26 protein-coding genes are annotated in these 23,245 nt (G+C 28.8%); 22 read left to right on the top strand and 4 right to left on the bottom strand.

Features of this window, described 5'->3' with window-relative positions; all coding sequences use genetic code 11:
- The first annotated feature begins 127 nt into the window (after positions 1 to 127).
- The 4 genes from Q3287_RS07730 (at position 128) to Q3287_RS07715 (ending at position 5,157) form a co-directional block, all read left to right on the top strand.
- On the top strand, positions 128 to 1,381 hold the full coding sequence (locus tag Q3287_RS07730; protein ID WP_054269593.1) for an HlyC/CorC family transporter: 1,254 nt from the start codon (positions 128 to 130) through the stop codon (positions 1,379 to 1,381).
- 150 nt (positions 1,382 to 1,531) lie between these two features.
- Positions 1,532 to 2,584 (top strand): sporulation integral membrane protein YtvI, encoded by a 1,053-nt coding sequence (gene ytvI, locus Q3287_RS07725; protein WP_054269594.1) that lies wholly within the window; start codon positions 1,532 to 1,534, stop codon positions 2,582 to 2,584.
- An 89-nt stretch (positions 2,585 to 2,673) separates the two neighbouring features.
- Positions 2,674 to 3,900 (top strand): peptidase T, encoded by a 1,227-nt coding sequence (pepT, locus tag Q3287_RS07720; RefSeq protein WP_407963805.1) that lies wholly within the window; start codon positions 2,674 to 2,676, stop codon positions 3,898 to 3,900.
- Between the two features lie 204 nt (positions 3,901 to 4,104).
- Positions 4,105 to 5,157 carry a cell wall-binding repeat-containing protein gene (locus Q3287_RS07715; protein WP_407963804.1) on the top strand — a complete coding sequence of 351 codons (1,053 nt, stop codon included), beginning with the start codon at positions 4,105 to 4,107 and terminating at the stop codon, positions 5,155 to 5,157.
- 172 nt (positions 5,158 to 5,329) lie between these two features.
- Here Q3287_RS07715 and yfcE read toward each other — a convergent pair whose 3' ends face one another.
- Together yfcE and Q3287_RS07705 are read right to left on the bottom strand one after the other, a co-directional pair.
- Positions 5,330 to 5,899 carry a phosphodiesterase gene (gene yfcE / locus Q3287_RS07710; RefSeq protein WP_407963803.1) on the bottom strand — a complete coding sequence of 190 codons (570 nt, stop codon included), beginning with the start codon at positions 5,897 to 5,899 and terminating at the stop codon, positions 5,330 to 5,332.
- Positions 5,900 to 5,923: 24 nt separating this feature from the next.
- A complete protein-coding gene (locus Q3287_RS07705) occupies positions 5,924 to 6,724 on the bottom strand; it encodes an NAD(+)/NADH kinase (RefSeq protein ID WP_054269598.1) in 801 nt (266 codons plus the stop codon).
- A 137-nt stretch (positions 6,725 to 6,861) separates the two neighbouring features.
- On the opposite strand from Q3287_RS07705, the gene Q3287_RS07700 reads away from it, so the two are divergent.
- The 12 genes from Q3287_RS07700 (at position 6,862) to Q3287_RS07645 (ending at position 18,393) form a co-directional block, all read left to right on the top strand.
- The gene (locus Q3287_RS07700) at positions 6,862 to 7,722 is read left to right on the top strand and encodes an ABC transporter ATP-binding protein (protein WP_054269599.1); all 861 of its coding nucleotides are present in this window, start codon (positions 6,862 to 6,864) and stop codon (positions 7,720 to 7,722) included.
- On the top strand, positions 7,722 to 8,408 hold the full coding sequence (locus Q3287_RS07695; RefSeq protein ID WP_407963802.1) for an ABC-2 transporter permease: 687 nt from the start codon (positions 7,722 to 7,724) through the stop codon (positions 8,406 to 8,408). Before Q3287_RS07700 ends, Q3287_RS07695 begins: the two co-directional genes overlap by 1 nt.
- Positions 8,409 to 8,459: 51 nt before the next feature.
- Entirely contained in the window at positions 8,460 to 9,002 is a 543-nt protein-coding gene (locus tag Q3287_RS07690; protein WP_407963801.1) for a hypothetical protein, read from the top strand.
- An 87-nt stretch (positions 9,003 to 9,089) separates the two neighbouring features.
- Positions 9,090 to 9,557 (top strand): YbaK/EbsC family protein, encoded by a 468-nt coding sequence (locus tag Q3287_RS07685; RefSeq protein ID WP_407963800.1) that lies wholly within the window; start codon positions 9,090 to 9,092, stop codon positions 9,555 to 9,557.
- 716 nt (positions 9,558 to 10,273) lie between these two features.
- The gene (locus tag Q3287_RS07680) at positions 10,274 to 11,410 is read left to right on the top strand and encodes an acyl-CoA dehydrogenase (RefSeq protein WP_054269603.1); all 1,137 of its coding nucleotides are present in this window, start codon (positions 10,274 to 10,276) and stop codon (positions 11,408 to 11,410) included.
- Between the two features lie 55 nt (positions 11,411 to 11,465).
- Complete coding sequence (locus tag Q3287_RS07675; protein ID WP_054269604.1) at positions 11,466 to 12,248, top strand: electron transfer flavoprotein subunit beta/FixA family protein; 783 nt, start codon at positions 11,466 to 11,468, stop codon at positions 12,246 to 12,248.
- 18 nt (positions 12,249 to 12,266) lie between these two features.
- Complete coding sequence (locus Q3287_RS07670) at positions 12,267 to 13,277, top strand: electron transfer flavoprotein subunit alpha/FixB family protein (protein WP_054269605.1); 1,011 nt, start codon at positions 12,267 to 12,269, stop codon at positions 13,275 to 13,277.
- Between the two features lie 18 nt (positions 13,278 to 13,295).
- A complete protein-coding gene (locus tag Q3287_RS07665; RefSeq protein WP_407963799.1) occupies positions 13,296 to 14,093 on the top strand; it encodes an enoyl-CoA hydratase-related protein in 798 nt (265 codons plus the stop codon).
- A 99-nt stretch (positions 14,094 to 14,192) separates the two neighbouring features.
- A complete protein-coding gene (locus Q3287_RS07660) occupies positions 14,193 to 15,038 on the top strand; it encodes a 3-hydroxybutyryl-CoA dehydrogenase (protein ID WP_021383883.1) in 846 nt (281 codons plus the stop codon).
- 81 nt (positions 15,039 to 15,119) lie between these two features.
- Positions 15,120 to 16,295: an acetyl-CoA C-acetyltransferase gene (locus tag Q3287_RS07655; RefSeq protein ID WP_054276199.1), complete on the top strand. Its 1,176-nt coding sequence runs from the start codon at positions 15,120 to 15,122 to the stop codon at positions 16,293 to 16,295.
- Between the two features lie 177 nt (positions 16,296 to 16,472).
- Positions 16,473 to 17,375, top strand: coding sequence for an RluA family pseudouridine synthase (locus Q3287_RS07650; protein ID WP_054269608.1), 903 nt, complete (start codon positions 16,473 to 16,475; stop codon positions 17,373 to 17,375).
- Between the two features lie 13 nt (positions 17,376 to 17,388).
- The gene (locus tag Q3287_RS07645) at positions 17,389 to 18,393 is read left to right on the top strand and encodes a nucleoid-associated protein (protein WP_054276200.1); all 1,005 of its coding nucleotides are present in this window, start codon (positions 17,389 to 17,391) and stop codon (positions 18,391 to 18,393) included.
- Positions 18,394 to 18,533: 140 nt separating this feature from the next.
- Here Q3287_RS07645 and acpP read toward each other — a convergent pair whose 3' ends face one another.
- On the bottom strand, positions 18,534 to 18,761 hold the full coding sequence (gene acpP / locus Q3287_RS07640) for an acyl carrier protein (protein ID WP_003418905.1): 228 nt from the start codon (positions 18,759 to 18,761) through the stop codon (positions 18,534 to 18,536).
- Positions 18,762 to 18,932: 171 nt separating this feature from the next.
- On the opposite strand from acpP, the gene Q3287_RS07635 reads away from it, so the two are divergent.
- The 5 genes from Q3287_RS07635 (at position 18,933) to ccpA (ending at position 21,520) form a co-directional block, all read left to right on the top strand.
- On the top strand, positions 18,933 to 19,358 hold the full coding sequence (locus Q3287_RS07635) for a hypothetical protein (protein ID WP_054269610.1): 426 nt from the start codon (positions 18,933 to 18,935) through the stop codon (positions 19,356 to 19,358).
- Between the two features lie 47 nt (positions 19,359 to 19,405).
- Positions 19,406 to 19,612 carry a hypothetical protein gene (locus Q3287_RS07630; RefSeq protein WP_054269611.1) on the top strand — a complete coding sequence of 69 codons (207 nt, stop codon included), beginning with the start codon at positions 19,406 to 19,408 and terminating at the stop codon, positions 19,610 to 19,612.
- Positions 19,613 to 19,830: 218 nt separating this feature from the next.
- A complete protein-coding gene (locus Q3287_RS07625; RefSeq protein WP_054269612.1) occupies positions 19,831 to 20,010 on the top strand; it encodes a hypothetical protein in 180 nt (59 codons plus the stop codon).
- A gap of 34 nt (positions 20,011 to 20,044) precedes the next feature.
- A complete protein-coding gene (locus Q3287_RS07620) occupies positions 20,045 to 20,251 on the top strand; it encodes a hypothetical protein (RefSeq protein WP_054269613.1) in 207 nt (68 codons plus the stop codon).
- A 246-nt stretch (positions 20,252 to 20,497) separates the two neighbouring features.
- Positions 20,498 to 21,520, top strand: a complete 1,023-nt coding sequence (ccpA, locus tag Q3287_RS07615) for a LacI family transcriptional regulator CcpA (RefSeq protein WP_054269614.1) — start codon at positions 20,498 to 20,500, stop codon at positions 21,518 to 21,520.
- A 121-nt stretch (positions 21,521 to 21,641) separates the two neighbouring features.
- Here the strand turns inward: ccpA and Q3287_RS07610 are convergent, their stop codons facing one another.
- Positions 21,642 to 22,040 (bottom strand): hypothetical protein, encoded by a 399-nt coding sequence (locus Q3287_RS07610; RefSeq protein ID WP_054269615.1) that lies wholly within the window; start codon positions 22,038 to 22,040, stop codon positions 21,642 to 21,644.
- A gap of 211 nt (positions 22,041 to 22,251) precedes the next feature.
- On the opposite strand from Q3287_RS07610, the gene Q3287_RS07605 reads away from it, so the two are divergent.
- A complete protein-coding gene (locus Q3287_RS07605) occupies positions 22,252 to 23,169 on the top strand; it encodes a hypothetical protein (protein ID WP_074179590.1) in 918 nt (305 codons plus the stop codon).
- Positions 23,170 to 23,245 lie beyond the last annotated feature (76 nt).

Below are 23,245 nucleotides of genomic sequence, written 5' to 3'. Positions count from 1 at the left end.
ACATATGTTAATTGAATATATTATCTAATATTTCCAAAAAATATATAATTGTGATATAATTAAAACTAATATTAAAGTTATTTATAATTAATATTAATATAAAAACATGTAATTAGGAGTGTGGTAAGTGTTGGAATCGCCCAATAATTTGATTCAGATTATATTTTTAATAGTATTACTTATGGGGTCTGCATTTTTCTCAGCATCTGAAACGGCTTTAATGTCATTGAGTAAAATCAGAATCAGATATATGCAAGATGAAGGAGTTAAAGGAGCTAAGTTAGTAAGTTCATTAATAGAAAGTCCAAATAAACTTTTAAGTTCTATATTGGTTGGAAATAACGTCGTAAATATAGCAGCAACATCCATATCAACATCTTTATTTATAGGATTAATGGGAGAAAAAGGAGTGGCACTTGCTACAGCTGTGATGACAGTGTTAGTATTAATATTTGGTGAAATTACTCCAAAGACAATAGCAGCAAGTAATTCAGAAAAGGTTTCTCTATTAGTATCCAAACCTATAAAAGTAATTATATTTATATTAAGACCAATAGTATGGATATTTAACATAATCACAAGTGTTATATTTAAATTATTCGGTATAACAAATAAAGGAGCCAAATCATTCATAACTGAAGAAGAATTAAAAACCATGGTAAATGTAAGCCATGAAGAAGGCGTCCTTGAAATGGAAGAAAGAGAAATTATAAACAATGTATTTGAATTTGGAGATATGCAAGCTAAAAATGCAATGATACAAAGAATAGATATGGTAGCTATAGATATGGAAGATAGTTATGATGAGATAATACAGGTATTTAAAACTGAGAAATTGAGTAGAATGCCCGTGTATGAAGAGACTATAGATGATATTGTAGGAATACTTAATATAAAAGACATTATATTTTTATCAGATGAGGAAATAGAATCATTTGACATTAAAAACTATATGAGAGAGCCTTTTTTCACATATGAATTCAAAAAAATAACACAACTTCTTGAAGAGATGAAACTTGAAAAAAGCCAAATGGCCATAGTTGTAGATGAGTATGGTGGAACATCTGGTCTTTTAACTATAGAAGATTTAGTAGAAGTAATTGTTGGTGATATAGAGGATGAATATGATGAGGAAGAAGATGAAATACAAGTTATAAAAGAAGATGAGTATATTGTAGATGGAAGTACTAAAATTGGTGATGTTAATGAACTTATTGGTGTAAACTTAGAATCTGAAGAATTTGATTCTATAGGTGGTTTTATAATTGGACACTTGAGCAGATTGCCAGAAGAGAATGAAGTAATTGAAGTCGATAATATAAGATTTTGTATAGAGAGCATAGAAAAAAATAGAATTAAAAAAATAAGAATATATACATAATGTAATAATGTTCTTAAATTTATTATGAGTGCATGTAATGTAAAAGTTAAATTTTATATTGCATGCACTTATTTTTATTTTATATTCAAATAAAACTAGTATGAAATGGACAAAATAAAAATATAAATTAGAAGAAAGGAGATTTTTAAGATGAGCATACTAGAAAATAATTTCTTATATAAATTAAAAAATAATACCATCTTTTTTTGTATATATACATTGTTATTTGTTTTTCTTTATAAAGCTTTTCCATACATAGCCCCATTTTTTTTAGGTGGTATAATAGCACTTATGATTAATCCTATATCACAAAAGTTAGAAAATAAATTTCACATAAATAAAGGTGTATCTACGTTGGTTTTAAGTTTTCTTGCAGTTGCTATAGTTAGTACAGTTACTACAATAATAGTAATAAACTCAGTAAAAGAACTAATGGGATTTTTAAATAATGTATCAGCTAATCCTGAAGATATAAGCAATACTATTATGTATTTCTTAAATAAAGTAAACGACTTCATGAAAACATTTCAAGAAATAGCTAATTTTGATGTAGAGCAGTTAGTAAATAAATTTAGTGGTGAAGTGATGCAAATTACAAAAAATCTTCTTACAAGTATCCTTGGATTAGCCACTTCCATCCCATATATTATAATATTTATAATTACTTTGTTTATTGCTACATATTTTATAGCAAAAGATTTAGATAAAATTGAAAATAATTTTTATAATATGTTCACTACTGATGTCAGAAAGAAAGTAAAAAATGTAAAAAAAGAAGCAGGTCTTTCTCTTGTTGGATATATAAGAGCTTATACAATACTCATGGCTATAACATTTTTTGCAATTTGGGGAAGTTTTGCTTTATTTGGATTAAAATATGGTTTAATAGTAGGATTTGTGGGAGCTTTAATGGATTTAATTCCATTTCTAGGTATTATAACAATATACCTTCCAGTAATAGTTTACTATTTTCTTATAAAAAATTATTTTATAGCTATAAGTATGACTATAATATTTTTTATCTTATCTTTAATTAGAGAAATACTAGAACCTAAACTAGTATCTGTAAATGTTGGATTAAATCCACTGGCTACACTTGCTGCAATTTTTATTGGAATCCAAGTAAAAGGAATAATTGGCGTAATTTTTTGTTTGGGTTTGGTGTGTATGCATGATATACTTAAGAAGGTGGATATTTTTTAATTATAATAACTTAGAACTTTTTTTAAATAAAAATTTATTCACTAATAAATAAAAAATTTCATTAATAGTATAAGAAAGAGGGTATATACGTGAAACAAAAAGTAGTAGAAAGATTTTTAAAATACGTATCATTTGATACAACATCCAATTCTCAATGTGAAAATTGTCCATCTTCAGAAGGTCAAAGAGTTTTAGCTAAGTATATAGTTGAAGAGCTAAAATCAATGGGTATTGATGATGTAAGTTTAGATGAAAATAGTTATATAATGGCTACTTTAAAGGGAAACACTGATGGTGTGGATACTATAGGGTTCATATCACATTTAGATACAATTGAAGATGTTAGTGGAAAAGATATTAAACCAAGAATAATTCAAAACTATGATGGAAAAGATATAGTTTTAAATGAAGAATTAAATGTTGTTACGTATATAAGTGATTCTCCAGAGTTAGAAGAATTTAAGGGAGATGATTTAATAGTTACTGATGGAACAACTTTACTTGGTTCTGATGATAAAGCTGGTATAGCTGAAATAGTAACTGCAATAGAATACTTAATAAATCATCCAGAAATTAAACATGGAGATATAAAAATAGGATTTACACCTGATGAAGAAATTGGTAGAGGTGCTGATTTATTTAATGTTGAAAAATTTGGAGCAAAATATGCATATACTTTAGATGGAGGAATAGTTGGAGAGCTTGAATGTGAAAACTTCAATGCAGCAAATGCAACTATTACTATACATGGTAGAAATGTTCATCCAGGGTCAGCTAAAAATAAAATGGTAAATGCTATACATATAGCTGCTGAAATATCAGAAATGTTTCCAGCAGATGAAAGACCAGAAACAACAGAGGGATATGAAGGTTTTTGGCATCTAAATTCTATAGGTGGAAATGTTGAAAATGTAAGTATGGCTTATATTATTAGAGACCATTGTAGAGAACAGTTTGAACAGAGAAAGTCTATTATGATAGAAAATATAGAAAAAATAAATAAAAAATATGACAATAGAGTAGAATTAGACTTAAAAGATTCTTATTATAATATGAAAGAAAAAATTGAACCAGTTATGTTTATAGTTGATATAGCTAAAGATGCTATGGAGGAATTAGGTATAAAGCCACGTCTAGTTCCTGTAAGAGGAGGAACTGATGGAGCAAGATTATCTTTTAATGGATTACCTTGTCCAAATATATTTACTGGAGGATTAAACTTCCATGGTAAAAATGAATGTATACCAGTTAGTTCTATGGAGAAAGCTACTCAATTAATTATAAGAATAGCTGAAAAATATGCTGAAAGAGTTTAGTTAAAAGTATTTAAAAACTAATCATTTAAAGTTATAATAGCTATATCATTCTTTATAAGTCAAACTGATTATGAGTTTGTATTGTATTTGAGATGATATAGCTATTTTTGTAATTAGTTTTATAAAGGATAATTATTTTTAATTGTGTGTATCGATAAAAGGTACAGATAGCAATAAGTATTAATATTAAAAGGGGGAATTATATTGAAAATTAAATCTAAAAAAATAATAGCATTTGCACTTGTAGTGGGAATTATGATGCCAAGTTGTGTATATGCAGACATCACTGATAAAAATCAAAATACACAGACAGGTATGAATCATTATCTTAAAAACAGAAAGTCTCCAAAGGGAGAGACCTTAATTGGTGAAGATAGATTTGATACGGCCATAAAAATATCTCAAAGTGGATGGAATAATGGTTCAGAGAGAGTATTTCTAGTTAATTCAAATTCATTGCCAGATGCATTGGCTTCAACTCCTTTAGCTAGTAAGTTGGATGCACCAATACTACTTACTAATAAAAATAGTATGCCAGATAATGTTACAGATGAAATAAAAAGACTTAATCCAGAAGAAGTTATTTTAATCGGAAGTGAAGGAGCTATTTCATCGAGTGTAAAAGAATCTCTTGAGGACATAGGAGTGTTAGTAAGCAGAATTGGTGGAGCAGATAGAGAAGAGACTTCATTACTTCTTACTAAGCAACTGGATGATACAGGAGATTTAGGTGTTTCAAAAGTAGCAGTAGTTAATGGATACAATGGGTTAGCAGATGCAACTTCAATATCAAGCCCAGCAGCAAGTGATAATATGGCTATAATATATACAAGTAAAGATAGTATAAGAAGTGGAGCAAAGAGTTTTATTACACAAAATTCAAATGAGACTTACATAATAGGTGGAGAATATAGTATAAGTAAAAACCTTGAGGGACAATTAGCCAATTCAGAAAGGCTAGCAGGTACAGATAGAAAAGATACAAATGCCAAAGTCTTAGAAAAGTTTTATGGAAAATTAAGTAAAGTTAATAATATGTATTTTGCAAAAGATGGAAGTGGAAGAGAAGCTGATTTAGTTGACGGACTTGCTGCTGGAGTATTAGCATCAAAGACAAAATCACCTGTAATCCTTGCAAGTGGAAGTTTAAGTAGTGCGCAGAAAAGTTTTATAAAAAAAGTAAAGGCTGATAAATTTGTGCAAGTTGGTGGAGGTAAGAATAGTAAACCATATACAGAAGCATTAGAATTACAGTAATACAGATAAATCAATGACAACATATAATAAAAACAAGTAAACTAAGTTAGATTTAATTAGAGGTCTAGGATATTATCTTTAAAGTTCTAATTAAGATATAAATAGCAGAGTTTACTTGTTTTTTTTGTTCATTTAAAAGAATTAAGTTTGATTTATTTTTATTGAAAGTTTATTATTCGTTAATATTTATTATATTTCCAGTATTGATGTCAACTAAGTTGATATCAAGTTCAAGTTCATCTTCATCATCAGTTTTTATAATATCTATAATTGCTACAGAGTGGCTTCCATCTTTAGGAATAGAAGTACTTCCTGGATTTATAACTATTAAATTATCATCCATATATAGTTTCTTTATATGGGTATGACCTAAAACCAATATGTCAGCACCCATTTTTTTTGCCTTGTCAATAATTTCTTCTTCTGATTCTGTATAGCCATGATTTAATATAATTCTAATTTCACCAAATTGACTCATGACATAAGGACTTTGAATAGGATGTTCTATTACCATCTGGTCAACATCTGCATCACAGTTTCCTTTTACAATCATAATATTTTCTAACTTATTTAATACTTCGATAAATTTTTTAGGATTGTATCCTTCTGGAATCTCATTTCTAGGTCCATGATATAGGACATCTCCACCATGTAAGAGAATGTCACAATCAGATAATACATTTAATGCTTTTTCAAAGTAAAGCAAGCTACCATGAGTATCACTCATTATTCCTATTTTCATATTTAAAATCCTCCTAATTGCAGTCTATAAAAATTTTTCAGATACTCTATGCCAAAACTCATAATTTGACATCCTAAGTAATTTTATTTTTGCATCAGATATACTAACTTTTATATTTTCGATTTGTCTAAATCTGTGTTCAACTCCATCAACTACAATTAATACTGAATCTTCAAATCTGTATTCTGGTGCAATTTTTATAATAGATTCATTTGAACATATTATACTTGATGTAAAACACCTATATGCGTTGGTGTTTATTGGGTGTAAAGGTGTAATCTGCATAAGTTCAAGATTTATATCAACAATACTACCTCCGGCAGAATAGTTATAGGCTGTTGAACCTGTGGAAGTAGAAATAATCATACCATCTCCACTAAAATTTTGTATGTGTCTATTATCAAGGTTTAAATTTAGGTGTATAGTCCTAGACTTGTCCCCCCTTATAACAACCTCATTTACAGCAAGCATGTTAGAGCCACTAGTAGTTGTGTATACTTCAGCATTAAGAAGTGACATTTCTTGAATAATATAATCTTTTTTTAGATAAGCTTCAATAAAGTTATCGATTTTATCTGGTAAAATATCAGGAAAAAAACCTAGATGTCCTGTATTTATACCCATTATAGGAATTTCAGGAAAATCGAAATCTCTAACTGTCCTTAAAAAAGAGCCATCACCGCCAATTGATATAATGAGCTCTGTATCTGGATAAACATCTGAATACACTTCAAAACCAGCATTGGTAAGTTTTCTAGTTAAGAGTTCTTTAGTCTCAAGGGACTTATTTAATTGGTTTGTATTTATAGTTATAATTCTTTTCATATATTCACCTCTTCATACTTTGTATTATAACATAGTTTTATAATTCTTAATTTATAAATTTATAAATGACCTAGCTTGTTGTGAATGTGTTAAAATATGTATAGGCGGGTATAAAAACATACATAAGAGGTGACGATGTGTTTGAAGTAAAGAATATCACAAAAAAATTAGGTAAATTCAAGTTGAATGATATAAACTTGAAGCTAAATGAAGGGGATATTGTCGGCATTATAGGTCCAAATGGCTCAGGGAAGACGACTTTAATAAAAATTATAATGGGAATTATTGATGCAGATGAAGGAGAAATTAAACTTTGTGATGAGACTATTGACGATTCTCCAATAAGTTTTAAAAACAATATTGGTTTTGTATATGATTCTTTACAATTTTATCCACACTTAAAGGTTAAAGAATTTAGAAGAATAGTATCATTGTTTTATAGTGATTTTGATAGAGAAAGATTTGATGAATATCTTAAAAAATTTGACATAGAAGAAAATATGCATATTAAGAATTTATCTAAAGGTCAATCTGAGAAACTTATGTTGTCAAATGCACTTAGTCATAATGCTAAATTATTGATTTTGGATGAGCCAACTGCTGGAATAGACCCAATTGTAAGGTCTGAAATAATGCAGTACTTAAAAGATTTCGTAAAAAATGGAAACAGCAGTGTAATAATTTCTACTCATAACACTGATAATTTAATTAAAGTTGCTGATTATCTCGTTTTCATAAACAAAGGAAATCAGATTTTTACAGTTAAGAAAGATTTAATAGAACAGGAATATAAAATAATTAGAGCAAATAAAGCAGAATTAGAAGAAATTAAAGAAAATATAGTTGGGGTAAAAGAGTATAAATATTATAATGAGGCACTTGTTAAAGTTGGAGACAGTTTGAAAATAAAAAGTTTGTTGGTAGAAATTGATAAGCATAAGGTCAAAAATCCTACTATAGAAGAACTAATGTATTATTATGTAAATGAGGTGAAATAATGTTTAATTTAATAAGGAAAGATTTAATAATAGGAATTAGTTCAGATGGTATACGGAATTTAAAGTACATAGTATTATTTTTTGTTTTTTATTTTTTCCTTAATTCAATTTCATATTATACAGTAAGTATTGTTGTGAGTTATCTAATGTTTATAAATACATTTGAGTGTGATTATGAAAATGATTCAAGGATTTTTATAAGAAGTATGCCAGTTAGTATAGAAGATATAGTATACTCAAAATATTTATTAGGTGTGGGTTTAATAATTTCTGTAACAATAGTTGTGTCTTTAATAAGCAAATTGACATCACTAGTATTTTTCAGAAATATGGTTTTAAATGATGTATTTTTCTCTATAAATATATTCTTAGCAATTTTAGCGATTTTACTTCCTTTAATTTTTAAATTTGGATATGGCAAAATGAAAGTTTGTAGTCTAATAATAAGTATTTTAATCTACTTTGCATATGGGGGTCTTTTAAAGATGATTAGCATGGTTGTATATCAAGTAAAGCATTTTAATTATAGTAAAATTGGAGGAGTATATCTTTCAAATTATGTAACTGATATGGTTAATACTAAATACATAAACCTGTATAGCATTACGTTTTTAACAATAATAATTTTTATAATATCGATGTATTTTTCTATTAAGATTTCAAAAAAGAATAAGTTTAATTATTAAAATTTAAATTAATATTATAGCACAATAGCACAAAATATAAGGAGACTAGAAATGAATAAGTTTATAAAGGTTTCATTTTTTATTTTTGGGATTTTTACACTATTCATAGCTATAAATAAATTAGTATATAGAGATATGGTAAGTGTCAAAGATTATGAAATAAATCATTTAGAGGAAATTGGTTTTGATTTTGATAGCAGGAGAAGTAGAGATGTTGGTACTATTGTAAGATTTAAAATAAGTAATAATAGTAGATATAGTTATAGGCTAAGAAGTGCTAAAATGAAGTTTGAAAACTGTGTAGAAAATAAAAAAGGAATAAATAAATGTTCTTCATATGTAAATATAGATTTATCTAATGAAAAAAATTCTGTAACTGGAAAAACTCTAAAATATGGAATAAAGCCAAACAATCAAGGTTATGTTGACTTTATAATTCCAAAAGGGTTAAGTTTTGATTATAGATACTTTAATCAGTCTGGCATGAGTGTCGAATATAAGGGAGAATACATTGTCGATATTCCAATGGCAGAAGGTTTATATTTAGTAGTTGGCAAAAATAATGATGTATGGAACTCTACTATTATGGAATAATTTTTAAAAATTGAAAAATCAACCAATCATATATATAATTAAGAATAATATGAGGTTTATAAACATTCAGATTAGGAGGGGTATTTGATGTCAATAAGTAATGTAAGAGAGTATTTTAAAGGATTTGGAAGAGAAGAAAGTATATTGGAGTTTGAACAATCTAGTGCTACTGTAGAGCTTGCAGCTGAAGCAGCAGGTGTTATTCCAGCAAGGATAGCTAAGACACTTTCATTTAAGATAGGTGATGATGCAATATTAATTGTAACAGCTGGAGATGCTAAGATTGATAATAAGAAATATAAGGCTGAATTTAGTTGTAAAGCAAAGATGTTAACACCAGAAGAAGTGCTAGAGTTTACTGGACATGCTATTGGAGGTGTTTGCCCATTTGGTTTAAAGAATCCTTTAAAAGTTTATTTAGATGACTCAATGAAAAGATTTGATACAGTGTTCCCTGCATGTGGAAGTAGTAATTCTGCAATAGAACTTACTTGTGATGAAATGGAGAAGTTTTCTAATTGTGAAAAATGGATAGATGTTTGTAAGAATTGGTAAAAAATATAGTAAATTATAGTAGAAGTTTGTAAAAAACTATCCCTGTATAAATCGTATACAGGGATAGTTTTTTTGGTGAAATATTTATAAATCTAATGGGAAAATCTAATTTAAACTAATAATCCAAAATAAAGTTAAAAAATTCTGATTTTTCTTCTAAATTAAAAAAAAATGACAAAAAAATGGAAAAAATGTAGTAAATATTGTTAAAAAAATAATTAGAAATTATTGAAAAATTATCCTTTGAGTGATACTATTATAAATGTAAGATATTTAAAAAACAAAATAATCATAAAAAAGCAAGATTATTTAGCTCTATTAAAATAATTTTGATATGAGAAAAAAATTTTATATGGGTTAAAAATAGTAGTGAAAGTAGCAATGTATATACTCTTTACTATTGAAATACCCTAAAAGTAAATATCATAAACAAATTATTTTATCTATGACCATTGTGAGAGAAGTCTTATTTTAGCTTGAAATTTCACAAAATTCCAAAAAGCGAGATTTTTTTTAAGTGTAGTTGATTTTAAATTAACAATTTATAATTAAATTAATGTCATAATTGGTTAGTATAATTGCATATAAATATAGAGCTGACTTTAATTAAGGTTATAAATTTCTCGACGTATGTTCAAATACTTTATTATAGATGCTGCCGAGATTTTAATTAATAAATGAAAATAAAATATTTATAAAATACTGAGGAGGCTATTATGGATTTAAATTCTAAAAAATATCAGATGCTTAAAGAGTTATATGCAAGCTTCGCTGAAAATGAAGTTAAACCTTTAGCAACAGAACTTGATGAAGAAGAAAGATTTCCATACGAAACAGTGGAAAAAATGGCAAAAGCAGGAATGATGGGTATACCATATCCAAAAGAGTATGGTGGAGAAGGTGGAGATACTGTAGGATACATAATGGCAGTTGAAGAATTGTCTAGAGTTTGTGGTACTACAGGAGTTATCTTATCAGCTCATACATCTCTTGGTTCTTGGCCTATATATCAATATGGTAACGAAGAACAAAAACAAAAATTCTTAAAGCCATTAGCAAGTGGGGAAAAATTAGGAGCATTTGGTCTTACTGAACCTAATGCTGGAACAGATGCGTCTGGACAACAAACAACTGCTGTTTTAGATGGAGATGAATACATACTTAATGGCTCAAAAATATTTATAACAAATGCAATAGCTGGTGATATATATGTAGTGATGGCAATGACTGATAAGTCTAAAGGGAACAGAGGAATATCAGCATTTATAGTTGAAAAAGGAACTCCTGGATTTAGCTTTGGGGTTAAAGAAAAGAAAATGGGTATAAGAGGTTCTGCTACTAGCGAATTAATATTTGAAGATTGCAGAATACCTAAAGAAAATTTACTTGGAAAAGAAGGACAAGGATTTAAGATAGCGATGTCTACTCTTGATGGTGGTAGAATTGGTATAGCAGCACAAGCTTTAGGTTTAGCACAAGGAGCTCTTGATGAAACAGTTAAATATGTAAAAGAAAGAGTACAATTTGGTAGACCACTATCAAAATTCCAAAATACACAATTCCAATTAGCTGATATGGAAGTTAAAATACAAGCGGCTAGACATCTTGTATATCAAGCAGCTATAAACAAAGATGAAGGAAAACCTTATGGAGTAGAAGCAGCGATGGCAAAACTATTTGCAGCTGAAACAGCTATGGAAGTTACTACAAAGGCTGTACAACTTCATGGTGGATATGGATACACTCGTGACTATCCAGTAGAAAGAATGATGAGAGATGCTAAGATAACTGAAATATATGAAGGAACTAGTGAAGTTCAAAGAATGGTTATTTCAGGAAAATTATTAAAATAGATAAATACAATATACACAATAGGTCGATATTAAAATAGATATGGAGGAAGGATTTATGAATATAGTCGTTTGTATAAAACAAGTTCCAGATACAACAGAAGTTAAACTAGATCCTAATACAGGTACTTTAATTAGAGATGGAGTACCAAGTATAATAAACCCTGATGATAAAGCAGGTCTAGAGGAAGCTATAAGATTAAAAGAAGAAATGGGTGCTCATGTAACTGTTATAACAATGGGACCTCCTCAAGCAGATATGGCTTTAAAAGAAGCTTTAGCAATGGGTGCAGATAGAGGAATATTATTAACAGATAGAGCATTTGCAGGTGCTGATACTTGGGCGACTTCATCAGCATTAGCAGGAGCATTAAAAAATATAGATTTTGATATTATAATAGCTGGAAGACAGGCTATAGATGGAGATACTGCACAAGTTGGTCCTCAAATAGCTGAACATTTAAAACTTCCATCAATAACATATGCTGAAGAAATAAAAACTGAAGGTGAATATGTATTAGTAAAAAGACAATTTGAAGATTGTTGTCATGACTTAAAAGTTAAAATGCCATGCCTTATAACAACTCTTAAAGATATGAACACACCAAGATACATGAAGGTTGGAAGAATATACGATGCATTTGAAAATGATGTAGTAGAAACTTGGACTGTAAAAGATATAGAAGTTGACCCTACTAATTTAGGTCTTAAAGGTTCTCCAACTAGTGTATTTAAATCATTTACAAAATCAGTTAAACCAGCTGGCACAATATACAATGAAGATGCAAAAACATCAGCTGGAATTGTAATAGATAAATTAAAAGAGAAGTTTATCATATAATTTAAGGGGGGATAAAGAATGGGTAACGTTTTAGTAGTAATAGAACAAAGAGAAAATGTAATTCAAACCGTTTCTTTAGAATTGCTAGGAAAGGCTACAGAAATAGCAAAAGATTATGATACAAAAGTTTCTGCATTACTTTTAGGAAGTAAAGTAGAAGGTTTAATAGATACATTAGCACACTATGGAGCAGATGAAGTAATTGTAGTTGATGATGAAGCTTTAGCAGTGTATACAACTGAACCATATACAAAAGCAGCTTATGAAGCAATAAAAGCAGCTGACCCAATCGTTGTACTATTTGGAGCAACTTCAATAGGTAGAGATTTAGCTCCTAGAGTATCTGCTAGAATACATACAGGACTTACTGCTGACTGTACAGGTCTTGCAGTAGCTGAGGATACAAAATTATTATTAATGACAAGACCTGCTTTTGGTGGAAATATAATGGCAACAATAGTTTGTAAAGATTTCAGACCTCAAATGTCTACAGTTAGACCAGGAGTTATGAAGAAAAATGAAATCGATGAAACTAAAGAAGCTGTAATCAATCGTTTTAAAGTAGAATTTACTGAAGCTGACAAATTAGTTCAAGTTGTAGAAGTAATAAAAGAAGCTAAAAAACAAGTTAAGATAGAAGATGCTAAGATACTAGTTTCTGCAGGACGTGGAATGGGTGGAAAAGAAAACTTAGACGTACTTTATGAATTAGCTGAAATCATAGGTGGAGAAGTTTCTGGTTCTCGTGCCACTATAGATGCAGGATGGTTAGACAAAGCAAGACAAGTTGGTCAAACTGGTAAAACTGTAAGACCAGACCTTTATATAGCATGTGGTATATCTGGAGCAATACAGCATATAGCTGGTATGGAAGATGCTGAGTTTATAGTTGCTATAAACAAAAATCCAGAAGCTCCAATATTTAAATATGCTGATGTTGGTATAGTTGGAGATGTTCATAAAGTACTTCCAGAACTTATCAGTCAATTAAGTGTTGCAAAAGAAAAAGGTGAAGTTTTAGCTAACTAATTTCTTGGGGAGGATATTATGAGTACAAGTGATGTTAAAGTTTATGAGAATGTAGCTATTGAAGTAAATGGAAATATATGCACAGTGAAAATGAATAGACCTAAAGCCCTTAATGCAATAAATTCTAAAACTTTAGAAGAACTTTATGAAATATTTGTAGATATTAATAATGATGAAACTATTGATGTTGTAATATTGACAGGGGAAGGAAAAGCATTTGTAGCTGGAGCAGATATTGCATATATGAAAGATTTAGATGCTGTAGCTGCTAAAGATTTTAGTGGCCTAGGAGCAAAAGCTTGTGGAGAAATAGAAAATAGCAAAAAAGTAGTAATAGCTGCTGTAAATGGATTTGCTTTAGGTGGAGGATGCGAACTTGCAATGGCATGTGATATAAGAATTGCATCTGCTAAAGCTAAATTTGGCCAACCAGAAGTAACTCTTGGAATAACTCCAGGATATGGAGGAACTCAAAGACTTACAAGATTGGTTGGGATGGCAAAAGCAAAGGAACTAATCTTTACAGGTCAAGTTATAAAAGCTGATGAAGCTGAAAAAATAGGGCTAGTAAATAGAGTAGTTGAGCCAGAAGTTTTAATGGAAGAAGTTGAAAAATTAGCTAAGGTAATAGCTAAAAATGCTCAACTTGCAGTTAGATACTCTAAAGAAGCAATACAACTTGGTGCTCAAACTGATATAAATACTGGAATAGATATAGAATCTAATTTATTTGGTCTTTGTTTCTCAACTAAGGACCAAAAAGAAGGAATGTCAGCTTTTATTGAAAAAAGAGAAGCGAACTTTATAAAAGGGTAAAAAATCTAATTAAAAATATATTTGCTGTTAACTAGATTAAATAAATATTTTAATCTAGTTAGCAGAATATAAATACTAAAATAACAGGAGGTTATAACTATGAAATTAGCTGTAATAGGTAGTGGAACTATGGGAAGTGGTATTGTACAAACTTTTGCAAGTTGTGGTCATGATGTATGTTTAAAGAGTAGAACTCAAGGTGCTATAGATAAATGTTTAGGCTTATTAGATAAAAATTTAACTAAGTTAGTTACTAAAGGAAAAATGGATGAAGCTACAAAAGCAGAAATATTAAGTCATGTTAGTTCAACTACTAACTATGAAGACTTAAAAGATATGGATTTAATAATAGAAGCATCTGTGGAAGATATGAACATAAAGAAAGATGTTTTCAAATTATTAGATGAGTTATGCAAAGAAGATACTATTTTAGCAACAAATACTTCATCTTTATCTATAACAGAAATAGCTTCTTCTACTACTAGACCAGATAAAGTTATAGGAATGCATTTCTTCAATCCAGTTCCTATGATGAAATTAGTTGAGGTTATAAGCGGTCAGTTAACATCAAAAGTTACTTTTGATACAGTATTTGAACTATCTAAGAGTATCAATAAAGTGCCAGTAGATGTATCTGAATCTCCTGGATTTGTAGTAAACAGAATACTTATACCTATGATAAATGAAGCTGTTGGTATATATGCAGATGGCGTTGCAAGTAAAGAAGAAATAGATGAAGCTATGAAATTAGGAGCAAACCATCCAATGGGACCACTAGCATTAGGTGACTTAATAGGATTAGACGTTGTTTTAGCTATAATGAACGTTCTATATACTGAATTTGGAGATACTAAGTATAGACCACATCCACTTTTAGCTAAAATGGTTAGAGCTAACCAGTTAGGAAGAAAAACTAAGATAGGATTCTATGATTACAATAAATAAGAGGTTAGAAATTTAAATAGCATTGTTTAAGAAATAATTTCGGAAATCTGATAAAAATCTAATTTAATGGGGGTAATGAATATGAGAGAAGTAGTAATTGCCAGTGCAGCTAGAACAGCAGTAGGAAGTTTTGGAGGAGCATTTAAATCAGTTTCAGCAGTAGACTTAGGAATAACAGCTGCTAAAGAAGCTATAAAAAGAGCGAATATAACTCCAGATATGATAGATGAATCACTTTTAGGAGGAGTACTTACAGCTGGTCTTGGACAAAATGTAGCGAGACAAATAGCATTAGGTGCAGGAATACCAGTAGAAAAACCAGCTATGACTATAAATATAGTTTGTGGTTCTGGATTAAGATCTGTTTCAATGGCATCTCAACTTATAGCATTAGGTGATGCTGATATAATGCTAGTTGGTGGAGCTGAAAACATGAGTATGTCTCCTTATTTAGTACCAAGTGCTAGATATGGTGCAAGAATGGGTGATGCTGCTTTTGTTGATTCAATGATAAAAGATGGATTATCAGACATATTCAATAACTACCACATGGGTATTACTGCTGAAAATATAGCAGAACAATGGAATATAACTAGAGAAGAACAAGATGAGCTAGCTCTTGCAAGCCAAAACAAAGCTGAAAAAGCTCAAGCTGAAGGAAAATTTGACGAAGAAATAGTTCCAGTTGTTATAAAAGGTAGAAAAGGCGACACTATAGTAGATAAAGATGAATATATAAAAGCTGGTACTACAATGGAGAAACTTGCTAAATTAAGACCAGCATTTAAGAAAGATGGAACAGTTACTGCTGGTAATGCATCAGGAATCAATGATGGTGCTGCTATGTTAGTAGTAATGGCTAAGGAAAAAGCTGAAGAATTAGGAATAGAGCCTCTTGCTACTATAGTTTCTTATGGAACAGCTGGTGTTGACCCTAAGATAATGGGATATGGACCAGTTCCAGCAACTAAAAAAGCTTTAGAAGCTGCTAATATGACTATAGAAGATATAGATTTAGTTGAAGCTAATGAAGCATTTGCTGCTCAATCTATAGCTGTAGTAAAAGACTTAAATATAGACATGGCTAAAGTTAATGTTAATGGTGGAGCAATAGCTATAGGGCATCCAATAGGTTGTTCAGGAGCAAGAATACTTACTACACTTCTATATGAAATGAAGAGAAGAGATGCTAAAACTGGTTTAGCTACACTTTGTATAGGTGGTGGAATGGGAACTACACTAATAGTTAAAAGATAGTTCTAAATTATAATCTTTTAAAATTAAATATTTAAACATGAATGTAACCTGTAAGAGTAACTATTCGTTATTCTTACAGGTTTTTATAGTTAAAAATAATTATTATCTATTAAACAAAAATAGTGTAAAATATATAATATCATGATTTTGAAGATATAAAAGAAAGTAGGTAAAGGATTGTTTAAAAAAGAAAATCAAAGATATAATATAATATCATATACAAATGAAGAAGAAATGACTTTAAAAGAAGTTTTATTGGACAAACTGAATTTCTCAGTTAGGTCATTATCAAAAATGAAGAGAGAAAAGAGTGTTCTAGTAAATGGAGTATATAAAAAACCAAGCATAAAAGTATATTGTGGTGATTTGATAGAGGTAAAAATAGAAGAAGAAAAAGCAAAATTTGAACCTCAAGATTTAAATTTGCAAATAATATATGATGACTTTGATATAATCATGGTAAATAAACCTCCATTTATGGTAGTTCATCCAACCAAAAGCCACTATGATAAAACAATAGCAAATGGTGTCAGTTACTATATAGATAATCAAAAGGAAAATGTAAAAATACGATTTGTAAATAGGTTAGATATGAATACATCAGGACTTGTCATAGTAGCGAAAAATGCTTATGCACATCACACTTTGTCTATAGCAATGAGTGAAAATAAGGTTAAAAAAACTTATATAACAGTAGTTGATGGAATTATAGAAGAAGATGAAGGAACTATAAATGAGCCGATTTATAGACAAACAGAGGACTCCATAAAGAGAATAATAGATGAAAGAGGACAGGTATCTATTACTCATTATAAGGTGATAGAGAGATTAAAAAATGCAACTGTACTAGAAGTAAGTTTAGAAACTGGTAGAACACATCAAATAAGGGTTCATATGGCTCATATAGGGCATGGAATAATAGGTGATGAGTTATATGGTTGTGTAGATGAAAATCTTATAGATAGGCAAGCACTTCATGCTTATGAGTTGGAGTTTGAGCAACCAAGAACAAAAGAAAAATTGAAATTTAAAGCAGATATACCAAAGGATATGAAAGAGTTAATATCGAAATTAAGATAATGGGGTGATATATATGATAATACATAAATTTATAATACATGTTTTAGATAAAAATAGTGATGTTCCAATATTAAATGATTTTGAAGGCAAGGTTAATCAAGAAGTGGATGGATTTTTTCAAAAAGCTATAAAGAGAATTGCGAAAGATGAGGATTTAAGAAAAGGTATTTTTAAAGATTATAATGATAATTTAATTAAGAATTGTTGCGAGCAAATAATATATGATGAAAGTTCTTTTTTAAAAAATTCTAAAGAAATTGCATCTTACTTGTTTGATGTTATGAAAATCAATGCTGCATTAGAATCTTGTGATTTGGCAATTTGTTTATATACTATTAAAGATGAAAAGAGTGTAGCTATATTAAAATTAGATTATAAAAAATTGTATACTCATTCAATTGAATTTGTAGATGATAAATTCAATATTCAAATGGTTTCAAATGAAATTGGTATTCCAGAGACTCTAAGACAAAAACAAGGAGCTTTAATTAGTTTAAGTGGAATGAATGATGAGTTTCATCTAAGACTTTTAGATAAAGATGCAGAAAAAGAAGGGTCAGAATCAAAGTTTGTTACAGAATTTTTAAATGCTAAAAAAATTGATGACGATAAGTATAAAACAAAAGTGTTTAAAAACACAGCTGAAAATTGGATAACGAATGCCCTTAGTAATGATATAAAACAAGCAGAGGATGTAAGAAGTATATTAAACTATACATTAAAGGAAAAACATGAGGTTGATATAAATGACTTTGTTGATAATTCAATTAAGGATGAGGAGCTAAAGGATAGCTTCAAAGAACATATGGAAGAAAAAGGTCTTGATGAAGGTTTTAGTATAGATAAGAAATGGGTTGAGAAAAAGCTTAAAAAAAGAAGTATAAAAACGGATAATGGGTTTGATATAAAAGGAAATTTAACTGATTTTGAAGACCCAATGAAATATACTGTAAAACAAAATCAAGATGGAACCATAGATATAGTAATAAAGAATGTAACATTTTATGAAGAAAAGTAACTTTAATTTGAGTAATTTATATATGAAAATTGAATATTTTCTATAATTGTAAATAAACGTAATATAGTCTGTGTAAACTTCGATATAAATTATTATATAGAAGTTTACACAGACTATTTATATTTGTAGACAAAACAATATTATTTGTTTTCTTCGATATATTTACATATATCACCGATACATTTAAAATTCTCAGCTTCTTCGTCTGGTATTTCTATTCCAAATTCGTCTTCAAGGGCCATTATAATTTCAACAGCATCTAGTGAATCAGCTTCTAAGTCATCCATTAAAGACGCTTCCATAGTTATCTCATCTAAATTGTCTACCCCTAATTGTTCTGCTATTATTTCTTTTATTTTTTCAAACATTTTAAGCCTCCTAAAGCAGTTTTAATTAATTTTAATGTTAGTTTAATATAATATCGAGAATTTTTCAATATGGAATCCATAAAAAATAATAAAATTTTATAAAGGTAGTAATAAAGTATTATTTGATGAATAAACTTTATTGATAACAAATATAACTTAGGAGGAAATGCTATGAAATATGTAGGACTATTACTAGCATCAGTAGGAATGTTTTTACTTATAGCAGTAAATTTTTATTATAATTCAATAACTTTAGATATGCAACGTATAGAGGATTATGTAATGGAAACCAATTTAATCCTTGAAGATGTAGCTGAAAAAGAAAGCTATGTATCTAATGAAAAAGAAGATTACATATCAAGATTAATGCATGTGAAGAAAGGGATAGAAAGTTCAAAAACATCCTTCTTGATAGAAAGATATAAAGAGTACAAAGTAAAATCAATAGAAAGTTTAATTTATACTATATCAGAAGAAAAAAAAGACTATCTAGATGAAGTTGATAGATACAATAAACTGGGCGAAAAAGAAATAAATAAACTAATCAATAAAAACTTTTTAGAAGTAACTTATCTGTCTATTACTACATATATTTAATTAAAGAGACAGAACTTAGTCTCTTAATGATTCAAGGAGGATTAGTTATGACAAAATTAGAAGACAATATGGAACGTTTCTTTGGAGGATGCGAAGGTTTTTTTAGTAATAAAATGTTGATAATAATAGTTGTAGTATTCTTATTATTATGTACAGACATTTTAGAAGACTTATTATGCGATGACAATATATGGATATGGGTTATACTAATAGTATTGTTGTTATTTAACTTCGATGATGGTTGTTGTTGCTAAAAAATATTGATTATTAAATAGGCAAAGCCAGTAACTTATACAAGTTGTGGTTTTGCCTTTTTTAGTTTAGATTATAAGATGAATGTACAAACCTTACTTTTTTAGGATGAGAAAAAATTAAAAAAATAATGAAAATACATTAGCAAAATGGAAACCAAATGCATAGTATATGTTAGGAGCGAAAAGCTCAACAAAATATCAACAGGAGGTAACGTGGAATGTTAGATAGATTCTTTGGAGAAGAAGGATGTTTTGGTGGAGGAGGATGGTGGATAATAGTACTATTCTTCCTATTCTTAGCTTTTGGAGAAAGCTGGGCAGAATTTGACATAATGGCATGGATACCATTCCTAATAGTTTTATTAATACTTTGCTGCTGTGGTGGATGCTTAGAGTAAAGATAGTAGTTACTAAAAAAAGGAGGGCTTTGTTATGTTAGATAGATTTTTTGGAGAAGAAGGATGCTTTGGTGGAGGAGGATGGTGGATAATAGTACTATTCTTCCTATTCTTAGCTTTTGAAGATTGCTGGAGAGATATTGACATAATGTCATGGATACCTTTCTTAATACTATTATTAATAACTTGTTCATGTGGTGGATTCTTTGATGGTGATGGAGGCTGTGGCTGCGGTTGCTAATACTAATATCATTAAAGTGGAAAAATGCTGGTATAAAATACCAGCATTTTTTTATTTTGTTTTTTAATATGATTTAAATTAATAATGAATATTATTAAATTTGTTGAATATAGGGTATAATATAAAATATAATGTATTTAAATGTACTTGCTTTTATGGTAAAATAAAAACTTATATAAATATAGTTAAAATAGGAACCTTCATAAATTTGGTTCAGTTTTAGATAAATTTAGTAAAATAAGGAGGATGAAGATGAAAGGCAATATAACGATAAAAGATGTTGCTAAACAAGCAGGCGTGTCAATATCTACAGTATCTAGAGTTATAAATGATTCAAAACCTGTGACTGATGAAGTCAAACAAAAAGTTTTAGAGGTTATAAAAGAAACTGGATATATACCAAATCCGCTTGCGAGAAGTTTAGTAACTAAGAAGAGTCAATTAATAGGGGTAATAGTTCCAGAAGTTTCAGATTCTTTTGTTAATGAGGTATTAAATGGGATAGAGGAAGTTGCTAAAATGTATGATTATGACATCCTTTTAGCTAATACATACTCTGATAAAGAACAAGAACTTAAGAGTATAAATCTATTGAGAGCAAAACAAGTGGAAGGTATAGTTATGATTTCATGGGTGGTTGAACAAGAACACATCAACTATATACAAAATTGTGGTATACCAGCAACATATATAAGTAAAACTGCTAGAGATTATGATATATATACAGTAAGTACTAGTAATAAAGAGGCTACTTTTGATATGACAGAACATCTTATAAAGAAAGGTCATGAAAAGATAGCTTTTATAATGACGAGTAAAGATGATACTGTTTTAGAGATGGAGAGACTCTCAGGTTATGAGAAAGCACTTTCAAATAACAACATAGAATTAGACCAGAGTTTAATTAAATATGGTGGAACTGATTATGAAAGTGGATACAACAGTATGAAAGAATTATTAGATGATGGAATAATACCTCACGCAGCTTTTGTAACAGGTGATGAGGCCGCTATAGGTGCTATAAATGCTATCTGTGATGCTGGATATAAAGTTCCAGAAGATATATCAGTTGCAGGATTTAATGATGTTAAGATAGCTAAAATGTATAGACCTAAACTTACTACAGTATATCAACCTTTATATGATATGGGAGCAGTAGCAATAAGAATGGTTATAAAATTAATAAATAAAGAAATAATTGAAAATAAAAAAATAGAATTACCTTATAGAATTGTTGATAGAGAAAGTGTTATAGAAAGAAAAAAATAAAACTATTAAAGTAAATCAGGTAGCGCTTAAAGCACTACCTGATTTTTTATGTCAATAATATCAAATTTAAGAATAGTTTAAAAAAATAATTGTTTTAATATCTAAATGGTTTACTTTTTATTTACTCATGAGGATTGGATTTCTTAGTTTTCTTAAATAAACCTTTAGATTTTTTTTGTTGACCATTTGGTGTATTTTTTGGTGCAGGTGAACTTGGTTTACCTTTAGTAGGTTTAGTTTTCTTAGTCTTAGTTGCCTTAGTGTCTCTTTGAGTTTCTGCATCTGAGATTTTTTCCATTATATTATCTAATTTTTTACGTTGATTTTCATCTAAAAATGCTTTGAATTTTGATACTACTTCATCTCTTCCATCCAAGTTTTTACCTATCTTTATAAGTTCCTCCATAAGTTCGTTTTCTGACTTTCCTTTGTAATTATCAGCAATCTTTTCTATCTTATCCTTGTCAATATTTTTTTGTTTAGCCATTTTTTCTAATGACTCTGTATCTAATTTTTTCATAAAAAAACCCCTTTCTATAAATATATATTGAATTATATTCATACTATTTATATATAGAAATAATATTGAAGTGGTGAATTGTGAGTGATATATAATATAAATAAAAATTCTTATAGATAATATATATGCACTGAGCTTTAAAAATGGAACATTAAAATATGAAAAACATACTTTAATATAGGGCAATTATATAATATAAGGGGGAATTGTCTTGAATAATTTACTATTTTTGATTGGAGTGATTGCATTGAGTAATGGTAATATCTCTATATTTGATGATAAAAATAAATCAAAAGGAAATAATAGAGTTAGAAAAAACAAAAAAAATGCAAATGATAAACTATCACAATCTACACATGGAAATTTAAGGTTTGATGCAAATGATATAAAAAGAGGTTTAAGGCTTATGGATTTGAGTGAAGAAGATTTAGAAATGGGAATGGAAATAATAACTAGAACTAAAAAATACATGTCAAGAGATGAAAGAAAAATACTAATAAAAATAGAAAGTGTTTTAGACTTAGTTAGAGGCATAAAAAAATTAAATAATATAGATTTAGTAGATACAGAAGATGAGACAGATTTTTTCAGAAAAATGGATAGTGATGATAAAAAGAATATGATGATAAAAGAAATTATAGATGTATTCCCAGAAAAGAGAAAAAATTCAGTTGAAAAAGCTATAGGAATGAAAAAGAAAATAGACTTATTTGCAGAATTATTTTTGCCAGATGACTTTGGAGAAGGTGGATTCAGTCTAAGTTCTTTGGCAAATATAAATAATCTAGGAAGCATGAGTAATCTTAAATTGCTTGGTAGCCTTTTAAGAGGTGATGATAATAATGAAGATGAAGATAACAATGAAGAATTAGATTATGAGGATGAGGAATCAGATTATGAAGATGAAGAAGATTGTGAGAACGAGGAATCAAACTATGATGAAGAGCTAATAGACGAAAATGAAATATATGATGAAGAATTAATTGAAGATGAGGAAACATACTCTGAAGATGTCGAAAATGATGAAGATATAGTGCATGATGAAGAATTATATAATGTAAATGAGCAAAAATCTGAGCGTAATTATAATGAAAAAAATACTAAGAATAGAACTAAGAGAAAGAGATAATTTAACTAACTACATAAAGAGAAAAGGAAGAAAAAGTAAGACTAGAATAAGTTTATCTTAATTACTATATAAAACC

The organism is Clostridioides sp. GD02404 (genome assembly GCF_045898275.1).
GTDB classification, from domain to species: domain Bacteria; phylum Bacillota; class Clostridia; order Peptostreptococcales; family Peptostreptococcaceae; genus Clostridioides; species Clostridioides difficile_A.
The sequence above is the reverse complement of the archived record's forward strand: the minus strand, read 5'-3'. Positions and strand labels throughout refer to the sequence as shown.